This is a genomic window from Granulicella sp. L60, from assembly GCF_009765825.1.
Lineage (GTDB): Bacteria > Acidobacteriota > Terriglobia > Terriglobales > Acidobacteriaceae > Edaphobacter.
Window position 1 is genome coordinate 139977 of the sequence record NZ_LMUR01000018.1, and the last position, 18778, is coordinate 158754.

The 18778-nt window shown below is 59.9% G+C and carries 15 protein-coding genes; 13 read left to right on the forward strand and 2 right to left on the reverse strand.

Annotated features, from left to right (window positions below; genetic code table 11):
- Window positions 1-33: 33 nt before the first annotated feature.
- On the reverse strand, window positions 34-588 hold the full coding sequence (locus GSQ82_RS10990) for a fasciclin domain-containing protein (protein WP_158792344.1): 555 nt from the start codon (window positions 586-588) through the stop codon (window positions 34-36).
- A gap of 269 nt (window positions 589-857) precedes the next feature.
- Between GSQ82_RS10990 and GSQ82_RS10995 the strand changes: the two genes are divergently transcribed.
- From GSQ82_RS10995 to murG, 12 genes are all read left to right on the forward strand, one after another.
- Window positions 858-1382, forward strand: coding sequence for a DUF2127 domain-containing protein (locus GSQ82_RS10995; RefSeq protein WP_158792345.1), 525 nt, complete (start codon window positions 858-860; stop codon window positions 1380-1382).
- Window positions 1383-1705: 323 nt separating this feature from the next.
- On the forward strand, window positions 1706-2167 hold the full coding sequence (locus GSQ82_RS11000) for a division/cell wall cluster transcriptional repressor MraZ (RefSeq protein WP_158792346.1): 462 nt from the start codon (window positions 1706-1708) through the stop codon (window positions 2165-2167).
- A 42-nt stretch (window positions 2168-2209) separates the two neighbouring features.
- The gene (gene rsmH / locus GSQ82_RS11005) at window positions 2210-3103 is read left to right on the forward strand and encodes a 16S rRNA (cytosine(1402)-N(4))-methyltransferase RsmH (RefSeq protein WP_158792347.1); all 894 of its coding nucleotides are present in this window, start codon (window positions 2210-2212) and stop codon (window positions 3101-3103) included.
- A gap of 213 nt (window positions 3104-3316) precedes the next feature.
- Window positions 3317-3844 (forward strand): cell division protein FtsL, encoded by a 528-nt coding sequence (locus GSQ82_RS11010; protein ID WP_158792348.1) that lies wholly within the window; start codon window positions 3317-3319, stop codon window positions 3842-3844.
- An 81-nt stretch (window positions 3845-3925) separates the two neighbouring features.
- On the forward strand, window positions 3926-6271 hold the full coding sequence (locus tag GSQ82_RS11015; RefSeq protein ID WP_158792349.1) for a penicillin-binding protein: 2346 nt from the start codon (window positions 3926-3928) through the stop codon (window positions 6269-6271).
- Window positions 6272-6315: 44 nt separating this feature from the next.
- On the forward strand, window positions 6316-7803 hold the full coding sequence (locus GSQ82_RS11020; RefSeq protein WP_158792350.1) for a UDP-N-acetylmuramoyl-L-alanyl-D-glutamate--2,6-diaminopimelate ligase: 1488 nt from the start codon (window positions 6316-6318) through the stop codon (window positions 7801-7803).
- Between the two features lie 78 nt (window positions 7804-7881).
- Window positions 7882-9270 carry a UDP-N-acetylmuramoyl-tripeptide--D-alanyl-D-alanine ligase gene (gene murF, locus GSQ82_RS11025; protein WP_158792351.1) on the forward strand — a complete coding sequence of 463 codons (1389 nt, stop codon included), beginning with the start codon at window positions 7882-7884 and terminating at the stop codon, window positions 9268-9270.
- A 32-nt stretch (window positions 9271-9302) separates the two neighbouring features.
- The gene (locus GSQ82_RS11030; RefSeq protein WP_158792352.1) at window positions 9303-9983 is read left to right on the forward strand and encodes a hypothetical protein; all 681 of its coding nucleotides are present in this window, start codon (window positions 9303-9305) and stop codon (window positions 9981-9983) included.
- A gap of 142 nt (window positions 9984-10125) precedes the next feature.
- Window positions 10126-11262 (forward strand): phospho-N-acetylmuramoyl-pentapeptide-transferase, encoded by a 1137-nt coding sequence (gene mraY, locus GSQ82_RS11035; RefSeq protein ID WP_158792353.1) that lies wholly within the window; start codon window positions 10126-10128, stop codon window positions 11260-11262.
- Window positions 11263-11277: 15 nt separating this feature from the next.
- Window positions 11278-12633, forward strand: coding sequence for a UDP-N-acetylmuramoyl-L-alanine--D-glutamate ligase (gene murD, locus GSQ82_RS11040; protein ID WP_158793621.1), 1356 nt, complete (start codon window positions 11278-11280; stop codon window positions 12631-12633).
- A 30-nt stretch (window positions 12634-12663) separates the two neighbouring features.
- Window positions 12664-13755 carry a putative lipid II flippase FtsW gene (gene ftsW / locus GSQ82_RS11045; RefSeq protein WP_158792354.1) on the forward strand — a complete coding sequence of 364 codons (1092 nt, stop codon included), beginning with the start codon at window positions 12664-12666 and terminating at the stop codon, window positions 13753-13755.
- Window positions 13756-13765: 10 nt separating this feature from the next.
- Entirely contained in the window at window positions 13766-14869 is a 1104-nt protein-coding gene (gene murG, locus GSQ82_RS11050; protein WP_158793622.1) for an undecaprenyldiphospho-muramoylpentapeptide beta-N-acetylglucosaminyltransferase, read from the forward strand.
- 932 nt (window positions 14870-15801) lie between these two features.
- Here the strand turns inward: murG and GSQ82_RS24735 are convergent.
- A complete protein-coding gene (locus GSQ82_RS24735; protein ID WP_254061582.1) occupies window positions 15802-16947 on the reverse strand; it encodes a YXWGXW repeat-containing protein in 1146 nt (381 codons plus the stop codon).
- A gap of 398 nt (window positions 16948-17345) precedes the next feature.
- Between GSQ82_RS24735 and murC the strand changes: the two genes are divergently transcribed.
- Window positions 17346-18770 (forward strand): UDP-N-acetylmuramate--L-alanine ligase, encoded by a 1425-nt coding sequence (murC, locus tag GSQ82_RS11060; protein ID WP_158792355.1) that lies wholly within the window; start codon window positions 17346-17348, stop codon window positions 18768-18770.
- Window positions 18771-18778 lie beyond the last annotated feature (8 nt).

The following is an 18778-nucleotide window of genomic DNA, read 5'->3' on the forward strand; positions in this document are numbered from 1 at the left end:
CCCGGTGACAGGACGCCCAGGTGAGGGAGACACTTAGTTGGGCATCAGAACGGTGTCGATGACGTGGATGACACCGTTGGATTGGAAGACATCTGCCGTGGTGATGGTGGCCATGCTGCCTTTGGCGTCGGTGAGCATGATCTTGCCGTCTGCCATGGTTGCGGTGAGGTCTTCGCCCTGAACTGTCTTAAGAGTGGCCTTGCCGCCGCCCTTCTTGATCATCTTCACGAGTTCTTTGGAGCTGATCTTTCCGGCTACGACGTGGTAGGTGAGGATCTTGACGAGGGTGTCTTTGTTCTCGGGCTTGACGAGGGTATCGACGGTGCCCGCGGGGAGCTTGGCGAAGGCGTCGTCGGTAGGCGCGAAGACCGTGAAGGGGCCGGCGCTGTTGAGGGTATCGACCAGGCCGGCTGCCTTGACGGCGGCGACGAGGGTCTTGTGGATCGGCGAGTTGACTGCGTTCTCGACGATGGTCTTGCTGGGGTACATGGCGGCGCCGCCTACATCGGGATCTTTCTGTGCGTGGGCGCTGAGAGAGGAGAGAACCAAGGTAGCTACGGCGATGGCTGCAACGAAAGTCTTCTTCATGATGGTTATCCTTTGTGGTTCGAGAGGTCTGTGAGTATTGCTTCCTGTCAGGTCACTCACTAGCATCTACGTCGCCCTGCAACGACTGGATTGCTCCAGCGTGTTGGATGACGCGAGAATCTTCTTTCGTGGAGTGGTCGTTGGGGATTGATCGTGAAGGCATAATCGCTGCGGGGATTGTTGATGAGGTGAAGGCAGGAGCTGGACGCAGGGACCTAGTCGAAGGCGTTGACAATTATCGCGGTACCCCGTCAACTGAAGGTCAGCCTATGGCAATTGATTTCAGTGACAGTTCGGTATTGCCGCCAACGGGGGAGCACGGTGCGGCGCATGCTTCGCATGACCATGGCCTGTTGCTGATTGGTCTCTTCAAACTGGCGAAGGCGATCTTCTTCTTCTGTATTGGCGCGGGCGCGATTCATCTGCTGCACAAAGATTTGGGAGACGAGGTGACGCGGCTCGCGGTGCGGCTGAGGTTCGATCCGGAGAGCCGGTTCGTTGCGCTGCTGCTGGATAAGGTGGACCTGATCGATGCTCACCGGCTGCGGCAGATCAGCGTGGCGACGTTTGCTTACTCCGCGCTGGCGCTGACGGAGGGCTGCGGGCTGTTGATGGAGAAGGTGTGGGCGGAGTATCTGACGCTGATTCTGACGATCTCCTTCTTGCCGTGGGAGATGTATGAGATTGTCAGACGCCCGGATTGGTTCCGCGCGAGTCTGTTTTTGATCAACCTCGGTGTACTCTGGTACCTGGTATGGTTTCTGCGGCGGAAGAGGTTGCTGGGGGCGAATTGACACTTTCGCCTTTGTTTCGCTTTAGCAGATAGATTCGGATGCTGCAAGTAGCCCAGAAGCTATGAACCAGATCCGCTAACACTACAGGTTGTGGCTATCGATCTTGATTGCCCAACTTGCTGAGTTTTCCACAATCCAATATGGGAATTGCACATTAGTTGCACAAAATAACCCTTTACAGGGTGAGGGCGCTCGGCGATGCTGGTGGAGCGAAGTAGAAGATTTTGGAGTTTTTTGGAGCAATATGAACTCCTGATGCAAGATTTTACGACGCGGAAGCGGTTTTGAACCAAGGTTGAGTCGGGCAGGGTATCGAGGTTGTTATGTTTCGCGGAAATCACCCAACACGCGTGGACGAAAAGGGTCGGCTGAAGATGCCGGCTGAGTTCAAGCGCCGGGTGGATGAGTTGTATGGGCCGCAGTTCTACATAACGAGCATGGATGGGAAGCGGGCGCAGGTTTACCCGTTGAAGGAGTGGGAGCAGATCGAGGCATCGCTGGCGAAGATGTCCCCGATGGATCCGGTTCGGAAGAAGTTTCAGGACGTAACGAACTTCTACGGACAGATGGCAGAGATGGACGCGCAGGGCCGGTTGCTGATTCCGCAGAAGCTGCGGGAGTTGGCGAAGGTGACGGGCGATGTGAATGTTCTGGGGTCGCAGACGCTGCTGGAGGTTGTGAATGCAGAGCTGTTCGACGCCGAGATGAAGAAGGCCAGTGGAGCGGTTGAGCTGACGGACGCTGATCTGATGGCGTTCGCAGAGAAGACAAAGATTGTTGCTTAGCAAGTGCACGGAGGCCCCCAGGGGCAGCACAGAGGCGGTGAGATGAAGAGTCCGCAACATGTGCCGGTTCTTTTAGACGAAGTTTTGGAGTATCTGAATGTGCGGCCGGGCGGCGTGGTGGTTGACGCGACGCTGGGTCTGGCGGGGCACTCTTCTGAGATAGCGAAGAGGCTGGGTGGCAGGGGCAAGTTGATTGGCTTTGACCGGGACCCGGAGGCGATGGCGAAGGCTAAAGCAAGGCTTGAAGAGTTGAAGGCTGAGCTTGGAGCGGAGATGCCGGAGGTGGTGTATATCGCCAAGGCGTTCTCCGAGGCGGCAAGCGTAATTGAGCCGGGGAGCCTGGATGGTTTGCTTGCGGACTTTGGCGTGAGCAGCCTGCAGCTGGACGAGGCGCACAGAGGATTTAGTTTTCGGACCGATGGCCCGTTAGATATGCGGATGGATACGCGCAGCGGGGAGACGGCCGAGCAAGTGGTAAATCAGGAAGACGAGAACGAACTCGCCGACCTGATTTACGAATTCGGAGAGGAAAGGAGGTCGCGGAGAATCGCCAGAGCCATTGTTAGGGCCCGGCCGATTACGACTACAGCAGAGTTGGCTCGAATCGTATCGGCCGAGGCCCCACCAATGAAAGGCGAGAAGATTCACCCGGCAACACGAACTTTCCAGGCGCTTCGGATTCGAGTGAATAACGAGTTGGGAGAGATTCAATCGCTGCTGAAGAGCGCGGGGTCTCTGCTGAAGCCGGGAGGAAGGCTGGTGTTGATCAGCTTCCACTCTTTGGAAGACCGGCTGGTCAAGGATGCGTTCAAGGCGGCGAAGGACGCGAAGGTATTTGAGGTTTTGACGAAGAAGCCGGTGGTTGCGGCGGAGCAGGAACAGATGAGAAACCCGCGATCGCGAAGTGCAAAGATGCGGGCGGCAGAAAAAGTTTAGGTACAAGATTCTCTTTGGGTTGCGCAGGCAAGTACAGAGAGAGAACAAGTGATCGGGCCGGGGTTGTCCCACCTTCTTTCAGGCGAAAGACAACTTTGAACTACAAGTCCCCTCCTCCCATAGCGACCCCGGCCCGGTTCGTACGCTTCGAGGAGAGTGGCACAAGTTTCGCTCAGGTGATCTCTGAGCAGGTTAAGAGAAGTGAGGTGCGCGATGGCAGCTTCGGCGATGGCAGGAGAGCAGATGGAGATGATGGGCTCGCGGGTGCAGCCGCGAAGCCGTACGGAGTCGCTGGCGGTGAGGAATCGCGAGCTGTACGAGGCGCAGCGGCGTGCTCGTCGTGGCCCGACTCCCGAGGTTTTTTTCACCAAGCACATTGATAACAGCCGCATTGTGAAGGCGGACGATCCGGAGCGCCGTCGCGAGATGCGCACGTTTACCGCGGTGATGAGCGTGTTGTTTGTGCTGGTGATGGTCTATGTGTGGCAGCACTTTTCGGCGATTGAGATTGGCTATCACGTTGAGGCGCAGAAGCAGCAGGTGGAGCAGCTGCGTGAGGCGAATCGGCAGCTTCGGCTGTCGGAGGCCCAACTGACGGATCCGGGCCGGATCGACAAGATTGCGAAGCAGCTTGGGCTGGATGCGCCTCAGCCTGGGCAGGTGGTGCGGCCTGAGGGCGGCGATCCGAACGCTCCGGTGGTCGCGCAGGCTAGCGTTCCGGGGTTGCAGATCGTTCAGTAAGCTAAAGTTTTAGTTACAGGGTCCGACGGAGAGTCTGAGCGGAAAAATCAGCAGCAACAATACAGATAAGCAGGGATGGAAATGGATAAGGCGCCACGGCAGACGTTGACCGCTCCGATTCGGAGGATCCGTTTTGCGTACGTGGCGCTTTTCTTTTGTGCGTGGACGGTAGTGATCGCGATGCGGCTGGGGTGGCTGCAGGTGGTGCGTCATTCGGATTTCGTTCATCGGGCGGCGATGCAGCAGCAGAGGACGTTTGAGGTGGCTCCGCGGAGGGGCATGCTGTACGACCGCAACCTGCGCGAGCTTGCGGTGACGGTGCAGGTGGATAGCGTGTACGCGGTGCCGTCGGAGCTTGGAGAGAACCGCGCGAGTACGGCGGAGATTCTGGCCGAGATTGTTCATGCTGATCCGAGGGATAACTTTACGTCGCAGCAGCAGATGCTGGCGCGGTTCAACGCTTCGAGAAACTTTGCGTGGGTGGCGCGGAAGATCGAGCCGCAGATGGCTGACCGGCTGCGCGAGCTGAATCTGAAGGGTGTTTATTTTCAGAAGGAGTTCAAGCGGTTCTATCCGAACAACGACCTAGCGGCGCAGGTGCTGGGGTATGTGGGTACGGACGATATTGGGCTGGGTGGGTTGGAGCGGCAGTTTGATGAGGATATGCATGGAGAGCCTGGGCATATGCTGACGGCGCTCGATGCAAAGCGGCACGTGCTGGGCAGCGAAGAGAGTCAGCCGATGCCGGGCGAGAATCTGGTGCTGTCGATCGACGCGAATATTCAGTACATCGCCGAGCGCGCGCTGGATGCGCAGGTCGAGAAGATGAAGGCGCTGCACGGGACGGTGGTGGTGCAGGACCCGCATACGGGACAGGTTCTGGCACTGGCCGTTTCGCCGCGCTTCAATCCGAACGACTCCCGTCATATGGATGCGGGGTCGCTGACGAACCTGGCGGTGAGCGATGTGTATGAGCCGGGATCGACGTTCAAGCTGGTGACGTACTCTGCGGCGCTGGATGCGGCGGGCGTGCAGCCGACGGATTTGGTGGACTGCCAGAATGGGGCGATGACGATGTTCGGACGTACGCTCCACGATGACAGGAGCGACCACTTTGGAGTGGTGACGGTGCAGTACGCGTTGGAGCACTCGAGCGACGTGGGCGCGGCGAAGATGGCGTTGAAGTTGGGGAATCAAAAGTTCTATGACTACATGAAGGGGTTTGGCTTTGGCGAGCGCTCGGGGATTGAGTTGCCGAGCGAGACGCGTGGGTTGCTGCGCAATCCGAAGAGGTGGGGGGCGACGAGTATCCTCTCCATGGCGATCGGACAGGAGATAGGCGTTACGCCGGTGCAGCTGGTGTCGATGGTATCGACGATTGCGAACGGAGGCGTGTACATGCCGCCGCATGTGCTGCTGCAATCGACAGATGAGATGAAGGGCGATCCTCGATTGAAGCCAGCGGCGTTTCGTCCTTCGAACGAGTTGCCGACGACGTTGCCGGACGGGGCGCACAGGGTGATCTCGGAGATGACCTCCGCGAAGATGCGGATGATGATGAAGGGTATTGTTACCGAGGGTACGGGTAAGTCGGCAGCGCTGAATGGTTATAGTTCTGCGGGTAAGACGGGAACGGCGCAGAAGATCGATCCGGCGACTCATACTTATTCACATACGAAGCTGGTGGCGAGCTTTGCGGGATTTGCGCCGGTGAGTAATCCGGCTATCTCGGTTGCTGTGGTGATTGATACGCCTACGGCTGGCGGCGAGGTGCAGCACTACGGCGGTGCGACGAGCGCTCCGGTGTTTGCGGATGTGGCGCAGCAGGTGCTGGAGTATCTTGGTGTGCCGCACGATCAGCCGGTGAAGACGGCCAAAGAGATGCTGGTTGCGAAGAAGGATCTGGCGAGCGATGGTCCATCCGAGAGTACGGCGGACCTGACGGCGATGTTCGACGATGTGAATAATCTGCCTGCGGATGATCCGCTGCGGGCCTCCGCGAATACTCCGCCTGGGGCGACGGCTGCGGTTGACGAGGAGAGGGCGGCGGCTCCTGTGAAGGCGGCTCCTGTGATGTCGGCGGAGAAGAAGAACAGTGTGATGGATATGCTTCCGGCGAAGGTGTTGGCGGCGTTCAAGACGAGCGGAGGGGCGATGTCGAGTGACGATAGCGCTTCTGCGAGTTTGCTGAAGCCGAAGCCTCTGCCTGCGGTACAGAAGACGGATTCGGGGGTGGTGGTGGATGCGGGACTGCATGTGCCGGTGCCATCGTTTGAAGGCGCTGGGTTGCGCGGCGTCGTGGAACGGGCTGACGCGGCTGGGTTGCGTGTGCAGGTGGTAGGGAGTGGACTGGCGAGGGAGCAGGTGCCTGCAGCGGGGACGATGGTGCCTGCGGGGACCGAGGTTGTCGTGCGGTTCTCCCGGTAGGCATTCGAATGCGGGAGGGTGCACTCTCAGCTAGCATCACAGATATGAATTGGAAGAAAGTATGTGCGGAGTTGAGCGCGATCGAGTGCGTTGGCGCGCCGGTTGAGGTTGCGGGTGTGCAGTACGATTCGCGCCGGGTGGGGCGTGGTGATGTGTTTGTCGCGATGCGGGGTGAGACGACGGATGGAAATCGCTATCTAGAGGCTGGAGTGGCGCAGGGTGCGGCGGCGGTGGTGACGGACTCGCGGGAGGCGTATGAGCGCCTGAGGAGGGAGTGGCCGGATCTGCCGGCTGCGTTGGTGACGCATGGGCGGCGTGCGCTGGCTGAGGTGAGCGCCACGGTGATGGGGCATCCTGAGCGGAGGCTAGCGCTGAGTGCGGTGACGGGGACGAATGGGAAGACGACGACGGCCTTTCTGCTGGAGGCACTGTTGCGCAGTGTGGGAAGAACTTCGGTGCTGATTGGAACGATTGAGACGCATGTGGGGATGGAGGTGCGGGTGTCTCCGCATACGACGCCGGAGTCGCGCGATGTGCTGGAGATCTTTGCCGATGGCGTGAGGGCGGGCGCGACGGAGGCGGTGATGGAGATGTCGTCGCATGCGCTGGAGCAGGAGCGGGTGTGGGGGATTCCTGTGGATGTCGCGATGTTTACGAATCTTACGCAGGATCATCTTGATTTTCATGGGACGATGGAGCGGTATTTTCTGGCGAAGGCGAGGCTGTTTGAAGGGGTGGGAGCTGCGCCGCCGCGCGTGGCTGTGATCAATGGAGATGATGGGTATGGAAGGCGGCTGTTGGATATGCGGCTGCGATCTCAGATGATGGCGTATGGGTTGGAGAGTGGGGAGTACAGGGCGGAGGAGGTGAGGCTGGGTGCGGGTGAAACGCAGTTTATCTTCAAGACACCGCATGGGGACGCGCTGATTCGCTCGTCGTTGACGGGGCGTGTGAATGTGTACAACCTGCTGGCGGCGTCGTGTGCGGCGCTTGCGCGGGGTCTGACGCTGGAGGAGATTGTCGCTGGTGCAGCTGCGGGGATGCAGGTGCCGGGGCGGTTCGAGGTGGTGCCTTCGACGAACGGTGTGACGGTGGTGGTGGACTATGCGCATACCGAGGATGCTCTGCGGAATTTGATTGCGTTGGCGCGGGAGTTGGTGGAGGGGCGTGGCGGCAGGGTGATTACTTTGTTCGGGTGCGGTGGCGATCGGGATAAGACGAAGCGTCCGCGGATGGGCCGGGCTGCGGGTGAGGGATGCGATCTGGTGGTGCTGACGAGCGATAATCCACGGAGCGAAGATCCGATGACGATTATTGAGGAAGCGCTGGTAGGGGTGCGCGAGACGGGAACGGACTGCATTGTGGAGGAGGATCGGGCAGGGGCGATTGCGATTGCGATTCGTGCGGCGCGGGCTGGAGATATTGTGCTGCTTGCGGGCAAGGGACATGAGAAGGTGCAGATTTCGCGGGATGGAACGGTGCCGTTTGATGATGTTGCGGTGGCTGCCGGGGTGCTGCGCGAGTTGGAGTAGATTGAGACGCAGATGCACGTGTGCTGAAGCGATGTTTGAGTATCGGGATTTGTAGCAAGGGAAGAATGAGGGTTTGGAATGAAGCTGGCATTAGGGCGGATTGCGGATTGGATTCATGCGGATGGTGAGTTCGATACGACGGCCGAGGCGATTGGATATGCGATCGATTCGCGGACGATTGGTGCGGGAGAGCTGTTCTTCGCGGTGCGAGGTGAGCGGTTCGACGGGCATGAGTATGTGCAGGCGGCGTTGGCGAATGGTGCGGTGGCTGCGGTGGTGAGCAATCGCTGGGTGGTGCCGTCGGAGGTGGATGAGACTCGGCTGCTGCGGGTGGCCGATGGGGAAGACTGCGTGTTGCGTGCGTTGCAGCAGTTGGCGCATGCGGTGCGGCGGGAGTGGGGTGGGCGGGTGATCGGCGTGACTGGATCTGCGGGTAAGACGACCACGAAGGAGGCGGTGGCGCAGGTTCTGGGTTCGAAGTTCAAGGTGCTGAAGTCCGCGGGGAATTTGAATAACGGGTTTGGTCTGCCGCTGCAACTGTTGAAGCTGGAGCGAGAGCATGAGGTTGCGGTGATCGAGATGGGCATGAACCATGCCGGGGAGATTGCGGCGTTGGCTAAGATTGCGGATCCGGACTGGGGGGTGGTGACGAACGTTGCAGCGGTGCATCTGGAGTTTTTCCCGGATGGAGTTGAGGGGATTGCGCGGGCTAAGCGTGAGTTGATTAAGGCATTGCCGGTGGATGGATTTGCGGTGTTGAACTTTGACGATCCGCATGTTTCGTTATTTGGGACGGGGCTTGAAGTGCGTAGGGTGTTTTATGGCATGGGTGCGGGCGCTGAGGTGCGGGCGGTTCATATTGCGGAGATGGGTGCTGAAGGTCTGATCTTTACTGTGGAGGTGCATGGAGAGCGGGCCAGCGTGCAGTTGCAGATGTTGGGTCGGCATAACGTTCCGAATGCGCTGGCGGCGATTGCGGTAGGTCTGCAGAGTGAGATGGGGCTGGCCGAGTGCGCGACGGCGTTGGGCGGGCTGCGGGCAGGCGATAAGCGTGGCGAGGTGCTGGAGTGGCGTGGAGCGGTGCTGATTAACGATTGTTACAATTCGAATCCGCAGGCGCTGGATGCGATGGTGGACGCACTGATGGCGATGCCGGCAGAGCGGCACATCGTTGTGGCGGGAGAGATGCTGGAGCTTGGTGATGGAGCGGACGCGCTGCATCGGGCCTGTGGGGCTAGGATGGCGGAGCGTGGGGTGGATGTGGTGGTGGGGGTGCGGGGTGTGGCGGAGTCGTTTGTGAGCGCGGCGCGGGTGGGTGGGACGGAGGCGCTATTTGTGCAAGATGCCATGGAGGCAGGAGAATGGTTGCTTGAGAATGTGCGTGCTGGGGACGCGGTGTTGTTGAAGGCGTCTCGCGGAGTTCGGCTGGAGCGTGCTTTGACGTTGGTTGGTGAGGTTACTCGATAACGTTTTGTGTGAAGGAGGCGTCCTAGATAGCTATGGCAAACGACATCGTACGCAGCGGAAAGAAAGAGTTGGCGGGCAGAGGCGAGGCGATTGAGAAGGCCGGATCGGCGCCGAAGAAGCATGCGAAGAAGGCGGCTAAGCATGTTGCGAAAAAGCACGTGGCGAAACACGCGGCTAAGAAGCATGTCGCCAAGGCTGCGAAGCATGTGGGGAAGAAGCAATCCGGTGTGGGATCCATACGTGCAGATCAGCTTGGATTGATGACGGCGTTTCATCATATGCAGCGGGCTTCGGCGGTGATCTCGCTGATGGAGAAGGGAACGGGAGAGGACCTGCGGGATCTGCTGGGGCGCGGGGTAAAGTTGTATCGCAAGGCCTCCGATGGGGATGAGGGAGAGCGGTTTATTCTGCGGGCGATCGGCGTGCTGAAGGCGGCGGAACATCTGGCGATGGGCGGGTTGTACGAGGCTCGGGCGAAGCACAGGCAAAAGGTGTCGGAACCGGGGCAGGAGCGGCTTGCGCGTCTGGTCGCAGAGGTTGGCGGCAGGCTGGAGGCTGTCAAGGATGGGGAACGGGGAAAGGGCAAGGATCTGTTTCCTGTGACAGAGGAGTTGCTGCGGCAGGCGGAGGATATCGACGATGATATTCATCTGGCCTTTGAGCTTGCGATGGCGGCAGATGCGCTCTGCTTCGCGCTCGAGAGTGGGCTGTGACGTAGAGTTCGCGGGTATACGGTAGCTCGGGTTGGTTCGCTGTTGAGATAACCACAGAGAAATAAGCAGGGGGCTGTTAAGATAGCCCCTGATCCCGCGGCAAAAATCTGACGTAAGCTGCGGGGGACAAGGCGGAGACGTTTTGCTCTATTGGCTGCTTTATCAAAAGCTTTTTCCTTATTTTCGACTGTTCCGCATCTTCCGCTATCTCACGTTTCGTACTGTGTTTGCCAGCCTGACGGCACTGTTGATCGGTCTGCTGATCGGGCCTTACGTGATTGAGAAGCTGCGTGAGTTTCAGATCGGGCAGTACATTCGTGAGGAGGGTCCGGAGTCACACCAAAAGAAGAGTGGGACGCCCACGATGGGCGGGGTGCTGATCTGCATCTCGATTCTGGTGCCGACGCTGCTGTGGTCGGATCTGTCGAATCCCTATGTGTGGCTGGTGATGCTGTCGACACTGGCGTTTGGGGCGATTGGATTTGCGGACGATTACATCAAGGTGGTGCATCGGCAGAATCAGGGGCTGACGGCCAGGGCGAAGCTGGGTTTGCAGTTTGTGGCGAGCGGCGCGGTGGCGGTTGCGCTGGTGGTGATGGATATGCGGGGCGCTTATTCGACACGCTTGATGGTTCCGTTTGCGAAGCGCTTTCGGCCGGACCTGGTGTGGGAGTGGATGGGGCATATTCCGCATATGCACTGGCTGGTGTTTGTGCCGTTCATCGTCTTCGTGATGGTGGTGATCGCTGGCGCGAGTAATGCTGTGAATCTGACGGATGGACTGGATGGGCTCGCGATTGGGTGCACGATTATTGCGGCCGGCGCGTTGACGGTGCTGACCTATGTAAGCGGCCACGTGGTGTTCTCCGATTATCTGGAGCTGCAGCGTATGCCGATGGTGAGCGAGCTGACGGTATTTTGCGGGTCGATGGTGGGAGCGAGCATTGGGTTCCTTTGGTATAACGCTCATCCGGCGGAGATCTTTATGGGGGATGTGGGGAGCCTTGCGCTGGGAGGGGCGATTGGGACGGTGGCGGTGGTGATCAAGCAGGAGCTGCTGCTGCCGTTTATTGGTGGAGTATTTATTCTTGAGGCCTTGAGCGTGATGCTGCAGGTGGGAAGCTATAAGCTGCGCAATGGGAAACGAATCTTCAAGATGGCTCCGCTGCACCATCACTTTGAACTGATGGGTTGGTCGGAGTCGAAGGTGATTGCGCGGTTCTGGATTTTGGCACTGGTATTTGCCCTGTTTGCGTTGACTACCTTGAAGCTGCGATGAGAGGGTGAAGGGATGATGGATTTGAAGAACAAACGGGTGCTGGTGGTGGGGCTGGGGAAGTCTGGCTTATCCGCCGCGATGTTTCTGCGTGCGCAGGGTGCGCGGGTGACGGTGAGTGATACGCGCAGCGCGGTGGCATTGGCGAAGGAGATTCCTGCGTTGCTTGAAGCTGGGATCATGGTGGAGTCCGGCGGCCATGGGCTGCTGACGTTTCGGCGGCAGGACCTGATTGTGGTGTCGCCGGGCGTGCCGATGGATACGCCCGAGGTGAAGCAGGTGGTTGCGTTCGGGCTGCCCGTGATTGGAGAGCTGGAGTTGGCGAGCCGATATCTGCGGGGACAGGTGGTGGCGATCACGGGAGCGAATGGAAAGACGACGACGACTTCCCTGCTGGGGAAGATCTTTGCCGATGCAGGTGTACCGACGCAGGTGGGCGGGAATATTGGGCTGCCAGTGATTGAACTGGTGGCGAAGAGTACTCCGGAGACGGTGAATGTGCTGGAAGTATCGAGCTTTCAGCTGGAGACGGTGGAAGAGTTTCATCCACGCATCGCGGCGATTCTGAATATTACGCCGGACCATCTCGATCGGCATCATAGCTTTGAGAGCTATGTGGCGGCGAAGGAGAGGATCTTCGCGAGGCAGGGGCCGGGAGACTTCCTGGTATTGAACGCGGACGATCGCGTGACGCAGATGTGTGCGGCCAGGGCGAAGAGCGATGTGTTCTGGTTCAGCGGCACGAAGGCGGTTCGGCGAGGAACGTTTGTGCGGGACGGCGTGATCGTGTGGGTGGAGAAGGAGAATGGAGTTACGGAGCCTGTGCTGCCGGTGTCTGAGGTGCATTTGAAGGGCGCGCACAACATCGAGAATGTGCTTGCGGCGGTGTGCGCGGCGAGGCTCGCGAAAGTTCCGGCGGAGAGTATCCGCGCTTCGGTCGCGAGCTTCAAGGCGGTGGAGCATCGGTTGGAGCTGGTGAAGGTGGTGAATGGTGTCGAGTTTTATAACGACTCGAAGGCTACCAACGTCGATGCGGCTATGAAGGCGGTGGCTTCGTTTGCGGGAGGCATTCACCTGATTCTTGGAGGGAAGGACAAGGACTCGGACTACGGATTGATGGCTGCGCTGCTGCGGGAGCGGGTGAAGGTTGTTTACACCATTGGTTCGGCTGCGGAAAAGATTGGGCGACAGCTGCAGGGAGTCGTAAAGATAGTTGCAGCGGAGACGCTGCAGACGGCCGTTGCAGAGGCTGCGAAGGGCGCGACGATTGGCGATGTTGTGCTGCTATCTCCGGCGTGCTCGAGCTTCGATCAGTTTGAGAACTATGAGCAGCGCGGCCAGGTATTTCGGCAGTTGGTGAACGAACTCCATTAAGCAGGCAGCAGAGAAGCGGGAAGTGACGACATGGCGAAGAGAGTAGGGGTGGACAAGTGGCTCTTCGGAGTGGTGTTGCTGCTGGTGCTGTTTGGGCTGGTGATGGTGTTTTCGGCTTCGGCGGTGATGGCGCAGGCGAGTATGGGATCTCCGTACTCCTACGTGATGAGGCAGGCGCTGCTGGCGGTGCTTGGACTGGTGACGATGGTTGGGCTGATGCGGGTGGACTACCGCAACTATAACAATCCTCGGGTGGTGTTTCCGGTCGTCGCGGTGACGACGCTGCTGTTGATCGGCGTGTTTGCGATGAGCGGTATGAACGGAGCGCATCGCTGGATTCGTCTGGCGGGTGTGACGCTGCAGCCTTCGGAGCTGGCTAAGCCGGTGCTCGTACTCTTTCTGGCTTACTTTTTGCAGACGCGGATTCACCTGATGGACGATTGGAAGGGCACGATTCTGAGGGCGTTTGCTGTGCCGCTGGTGTTTGCGGCTTTGATTTTGAAGGAACCGGACCTGGGCACGGCCATGGTGTGCATGGCGGTGACGGCGTTAATGCTGTATCTGGCGGGGGCACGGACGCGCTACTTCGCGATCGGCGCTGCGCTGGCTTCGCCGGTGATGTATTACATGCTGTTCCATGTGAAGTTCCGGCGGGACCGGATGCTGGCGTTCGTCAATCCGGAGGCGGATCCGAGGGGAACTGGATTCCATATCCTGCAGTCGCTGATTGCGGTCGGAACGGGTGGGATTCGCGGGCTGGGGCTGATGGAGGGACGGCAGAAGCTGTTCTATCTGCCTGAGGTTCAGACGGACTTCATCTTCGCGAATATCTGCGAGGAGCTTGGACTGATTGGCGCGCTGGTGGTGGTTGGACTGTTTGTGGCGCTGGGTTATCGAGGGTTTCGCGCGGCGTTCCTTTCGACCGATCCGTTTGCGCGGTTTCTCGCGTTCGGTCTGACGAGTGCGATCTTGATTCAGGCTTTTTTCAACATGAGCGTGGTGCTGGCGTTGCTGCCGACGAAGGGAATTCCGCTGCCGTTTATCTCGGATGGTGGGACTTCGATCTTTATTACGCTGGCGGGTATGGGTGTGTTGCTGAACATTACGCGAGAGATCGATTGAAGTGGCGGGATTGCGGGTTCTGATTGCGGGTGGCGGGACGGGCGGCCATGTGATTCCGGCGCTGGCGATTGCGCGGGAGCTGCGGGATGCGCATGGGGCCGAGGTGCGTTTTGTAGGCACGGCGCGTGGGTTGGAGACGAGGCTGGTGCCCGAGGCTGGGTTTCCGCTGGAGTTGATTCGGGTGGGGCAGTTGAAGAATGTGAGCCTGGCGACGCGGCTACGGACGGTGGCGGATCTTCCGTTGGGCGTGATGCGGTGCGTGGAGCTGGTGCGGAGTTTCAGGCCGGATGTTGTGGTGGGAGTTGGCGGGTATGCTTCGGGACCGGCGATGATGGCGGCTATTTTGTTGCGGGTTCCGACGCTGGCGTTTGAGCCGAATGCGGTGCCGGGGCTGGCGAACCGTCTGGTGGGTCGATGGGTGACGGCTGCGGCGGTGAACTTCGAGGAGACGACGAGCTACTTTCGTGGGGCTCGGGTGACTGGGATTCCGGTGCGGCAGGAGTTCTTTGAGATTGGGCTATTGTCTGCTGATGTTTCTGCTGAGGGGGGACGGGCGATGCCTCGGCGGTTGCTGGTGTTTGGCGGGAGTCAGGGTGCGCGGGTGTTCAACCAGGTGATGCCGCGGGTGGTGCGGCGGTTGCTGGAGTATGTTCCTGGGTTGACGATTCTGCACCAGACGGGCAAGGGACAGGCGGAGTCGACCGAGGAGGCGTATCGGGTGAGCGGTGCGGATGCCTCTCGTTGGACAGTGGCGGCGTATCTGGACGATATGCCGAGGCGATTCGCGGATGCCGACCTGATTCTGTGTCGGAGCGGCGCGAGTACGGTAGCGGAGCTGGCGGCGGCGGGGAGGCCGGCGGTGCTGGTGCCTTTTCCGGGGGCTGCGGACGATCACCAGATGAAGAATGCGGAGGTCTTCGCACGGGCTGGGGCGGCGGAGTTGCGGGTGCAGGATTCGGATGAGGGGATGGAGGAGTTGCTGCTTGGGGACTTGTCGGTGCTTTTGCTGCGTCCGGGGAGGCTGGTGGAGATGGGGCAGAGGGCTCGGGAGCTGGCGCATCCGGAGGCGGTAAGGGTGATTGGGGAGATGGTTCGGGGGATTGGTGGGGGTTGAGTGGAGGGTTTTTGGGGGTATCCCTCCCCCTGGGGGGTGGGTGTGGCTAAGCGATTTATTTTCATTGGCTTGCGATTTTCGGCGTTTGTAAAATATTCATATCAAAGGGGTTTCGGGTAAATATTTCTTTCTAAATGGGTTAGGTGGTTAATGGGAAAGCCCCGGCGTTTGCCGGGGCTTTTTTATCTCTAGTTCTATTCTAGCGGATGGAAGGTAACTAGTACGCAATGCTAATGTTCGCGTTTGGCGCGGGTTTTGGTGGGTTTGGGGGTTGACAGGGTTTGGGCGGGTTTGAGGAGGACAGGCAACGGCGAAGGCAATATGTAGTCGCTTCGGCTTCGCCTTTTGCTCCGGCCTTCGGTAGAGTGGAGGGGCTTGGGGGTTGGGTTTAGACGCGAGGCTGAAGCCTCGCTCTATCTCAAGGGCAAAGGCAACAGCAGATCCCTGTGGGATGACAAACCAGAAGGCAAAGAACCGCAACCGCAACGACAAAGGGCAATTGCAACAACAAAGGCAATATTTAGTCGCTTCGGCTTTGCCTTCGCTTCGGCCTTCGGCAGAGTGGAGGGGTTTTAGACGCGAGGCTAAAGCCTCGCTGTACCTTAAGGGCAAATGCAACAGCAGATTCTGCGGGATGACAAACAAAAGGACAGGCAACGGCAGCGGCAGCGATAACGGCAACGGCAACAACCGCAGATCCCCTGCGGGATGACAAACAAGAGAACAAACAATTGCAACGGCAACGGCAATTACAACTGCAATGGCAAATGGCAGCAGCAGCGGCATCTGCGACTGTGAGGGATGGTTGTAGCTGTGGTTTGAGCTGTGGGGTCGGTGGGAGCGGGTGGGTAATTATGAGGAAAGGGCTGAGGAGAGATCCTCAGCCCTTTTTGTGTCTTTTTGCTGGTTCATGGTGGTTAGTTGGTGGTGGGTTAGCGGTGTCCGCCACCGCTACCGCCGCCGCCGTGGGATGCGCCTGCGCCGGCGCTTCCACCGCCGCCGTGGTAGCCGCCTCCGCCTGCCGGGGCGCTGGGAGCGCTGCTGGGGTGTGCGCCGCCGTAGTTGCCGCTGGGGGCGCTGTAGTGAGACTGGCCACCCTGGCTTGGCTGGGCGTAGCTGCGGGTGCCGGAGTTGCTTGCGTTGTAGTTGCTGGATCCGTTGTAGTGGGCCGCTCCGTTCGCTCCGTTATAGGAGGCGTGGGCTACGTTGTTTTGGGCGTAGCTGCGGCCGTTGATGGCTGAGCCGCGAACGCTGTTGTAGCCGCCTGCGCCGCCGTAGCCGTGGTTTCCGGCGTAGCTGTTGGCATGGACGAAGCTTGCGCCGCCGGGACGTCCGGAGTAGCCGCTGTAGGAGCGGTTATAGCCGTAGCCGCCGTGGAATCCCAGGTTGCAGTAGGCGCGGTTGTACCAGAAGCGTCCGCCGCCCCAGTATCCGCCGTAGAAGCCGATGCCGAAGTAGCCGAAGCCGTAGTTGATGCCGCCGTAGTAGCCGACGACCGGGCCCCAGTAGCCGGCGTTCCAGAAGTAGCCGTCGTTGTAGCCCCAGTAGCCGGGGGTGTAGAGGGCTCCGGAGTAGGGTGCGGTGACCCATGCGCCGGGGACCCACTCGTAGCCTTCGCCGGACCATGCCCAGTAGCCGGGGGTCCAGATGTCACCGTCGGCGGGGGCGGGTGGCTGATCGTAGTCAGGGATGGGTGGGGGGGGCTGCTGGATGCCGCTGGGGGCGCCATTCTGCATGGGGTAGGCTCCGTCCTGCTGGCCGTATTGGCCTGCGGGGGGTGGGCCGTACTGGCCGGCGTTGGGGTCGCCGGTGGGCGCTCCGTATTGGCCAGGCTGGCCTTGCTGCTGGCCATACTGTCCGGGCTGGCCCGGTTGACCGTATTGACCGGCGTTGGGATCTCCGGTGGGGGCTCCGTACTGGCTGGCGTTGGGGTCGGATGCGGGCGCGGGCGGCGAGACGTACTGGCCGTTGTTCTCGCCGCCGGGGTTCTGGTTCTGCGCCTGGGCGAAGAGAGAAGCAAGCAGAAGAGAGGAGACGATGGCTGCGGTGCCGATCGAGTTTTTGAAGGGGGACGTCATAAAGTGACCTTCCTGCTCAGCCTTCGTTTGTCCGGTTCTGCTTTGTTGCCCGGAGTTCGAGGAGAGTGAGGATGAGTTCCTGGGGGCTGTTCTCTGCGGGACTTTTTCTGCCCAATCAGGAGCTCAGTTGATTAGACACGGGTGCGGCCTAATTGTTGCACGAAGGTGGATGGTAGCTGGTGATTTCGGGCTTGCAGGTGGTTGCCTGCGCGGTGACGGGAATTTTGGGGCATGAGCGGTCTGTTTCGGGTGTCTGCGAGTGGGTGGTTTGGCTGATAAAGTGGAAGATTATCGTTCCGATTAGCGTTTTGACTCGTTCTGGCGCGGCTGGACGGGTTTTGTGCTGGGAGTTTCCGAGAAGTTTATCTAAAGAGATCGAAGAGAAGAGAGACGTACGTATGTTTGTGCCAGGGCACTTTTTGTTTGCGCCGTCGCAGCGGATTCATTTTATTGGGATCGGCGGCATTGGGATGAGCGGGATCGCGGAGATTCTGCTGACGATGGGGTACTCGGTCTCGGGCAGCGACCTGAGACGGAGTGCGGTGACGGATCGGCTGCTGGGGATGGGGGCGCGGATCTTTGAGGGCCATGCGGCGAGTAACGCGGCGGCGAGCGATGTGGTGGTGACGAGTTCGGCGGTGGCGAAGGACAATCCGGAGGTGGTGGAGGCAAAGGCGCGGAAGATTCCGGTGATCCAGCGGGCGGAGATGCTGGCGGAGTTGATGCGGCTGAAGTACGGGATCGCCGTGGCGGGGATGCATGGGAAGACGACGACGACGAGCATGGTGGCGGCGGTGTTGCAGGGGGGTGGGCTGGATCCGACGGTGGTGGTGGGTGGCCGGGTGAATGCGCTGGGGTCGAATGCGCGGCTGGGGAACTCGCAGTATCTGGTGGCGGAGGCGGATGAGAGCGACCGCTCATTTTTGAAGCTGTCGCCGGTGCTGGCGGTGGTGACGAATCTGGATCGCGAGCATATGGACTGCTATCGGGATATGGAGGATGTGGAGGGGGCGTTTGTGGAGTTTATGGATCGGCTGCCGTTCTATGGGGCGACGACGGCTTGCGTGGATAATTCGCTGCTGCGCTCGGTGCTGCCGCGGGTGAGGCGGAGGGTTTATACGTACGGCGAGAGTGTGGATGCGGACTTTCGCGTGGAGATGCTGGCGAAGGAGGAGGGTTGCCACTCGCACTTTGCGGTGAACTACAAGGGGCTGGTGCTGGGGACGTTTCGGCTGCATGTGCCGGGGCGGCATAATGTGCTGAACGCGGCGGCGGCGGTGGCGGTTGGGGTGCAGCTAGGGGTGGCGCCGGATCAGATTGCGGCGGGATTGGAGAGCTTTCGCGGGGTGGATCGGAGATTTCAGATCAAGGGCGAGGTGCGCGGGGTGACGGTGGTGGATGACTATGGGCATCATCCGACGGAGATTCTGGCGACGCTGCGGGCGGCGCAGGAGTGCGGGTATGGGCGGGTGCATGTGCTGTTTCAGCCGCATCGGTTTACACGGACGAGGGATCTGATGGCGGAGTTTGCGGGGGCGTTTCAGGACGCGGATACGGTGCAGGTGCTGGATATCTATGCGGCGAGCGAGCAGCCGATGGAGGGTGTGGACGCGCAGGCGCTGGTGAAGGCGATTCGGGCGAAGGGCGGAGGCCGGGTGGAGTATGCGGCTTCGGTAGCGGATGGGGTGGAGGCGCTGGTGAAGGAGGCGAGGGCGGGGGATGTGATTTTGACGCTGGGCGCGGGGAGCGTGTCGCAGGCGGGGGCGCTGCTGTTGGGGGGGGTGGGGGCGGATGGGGGAGTTCCTGAAAGGGGACATGCGTAAGAAGAGGG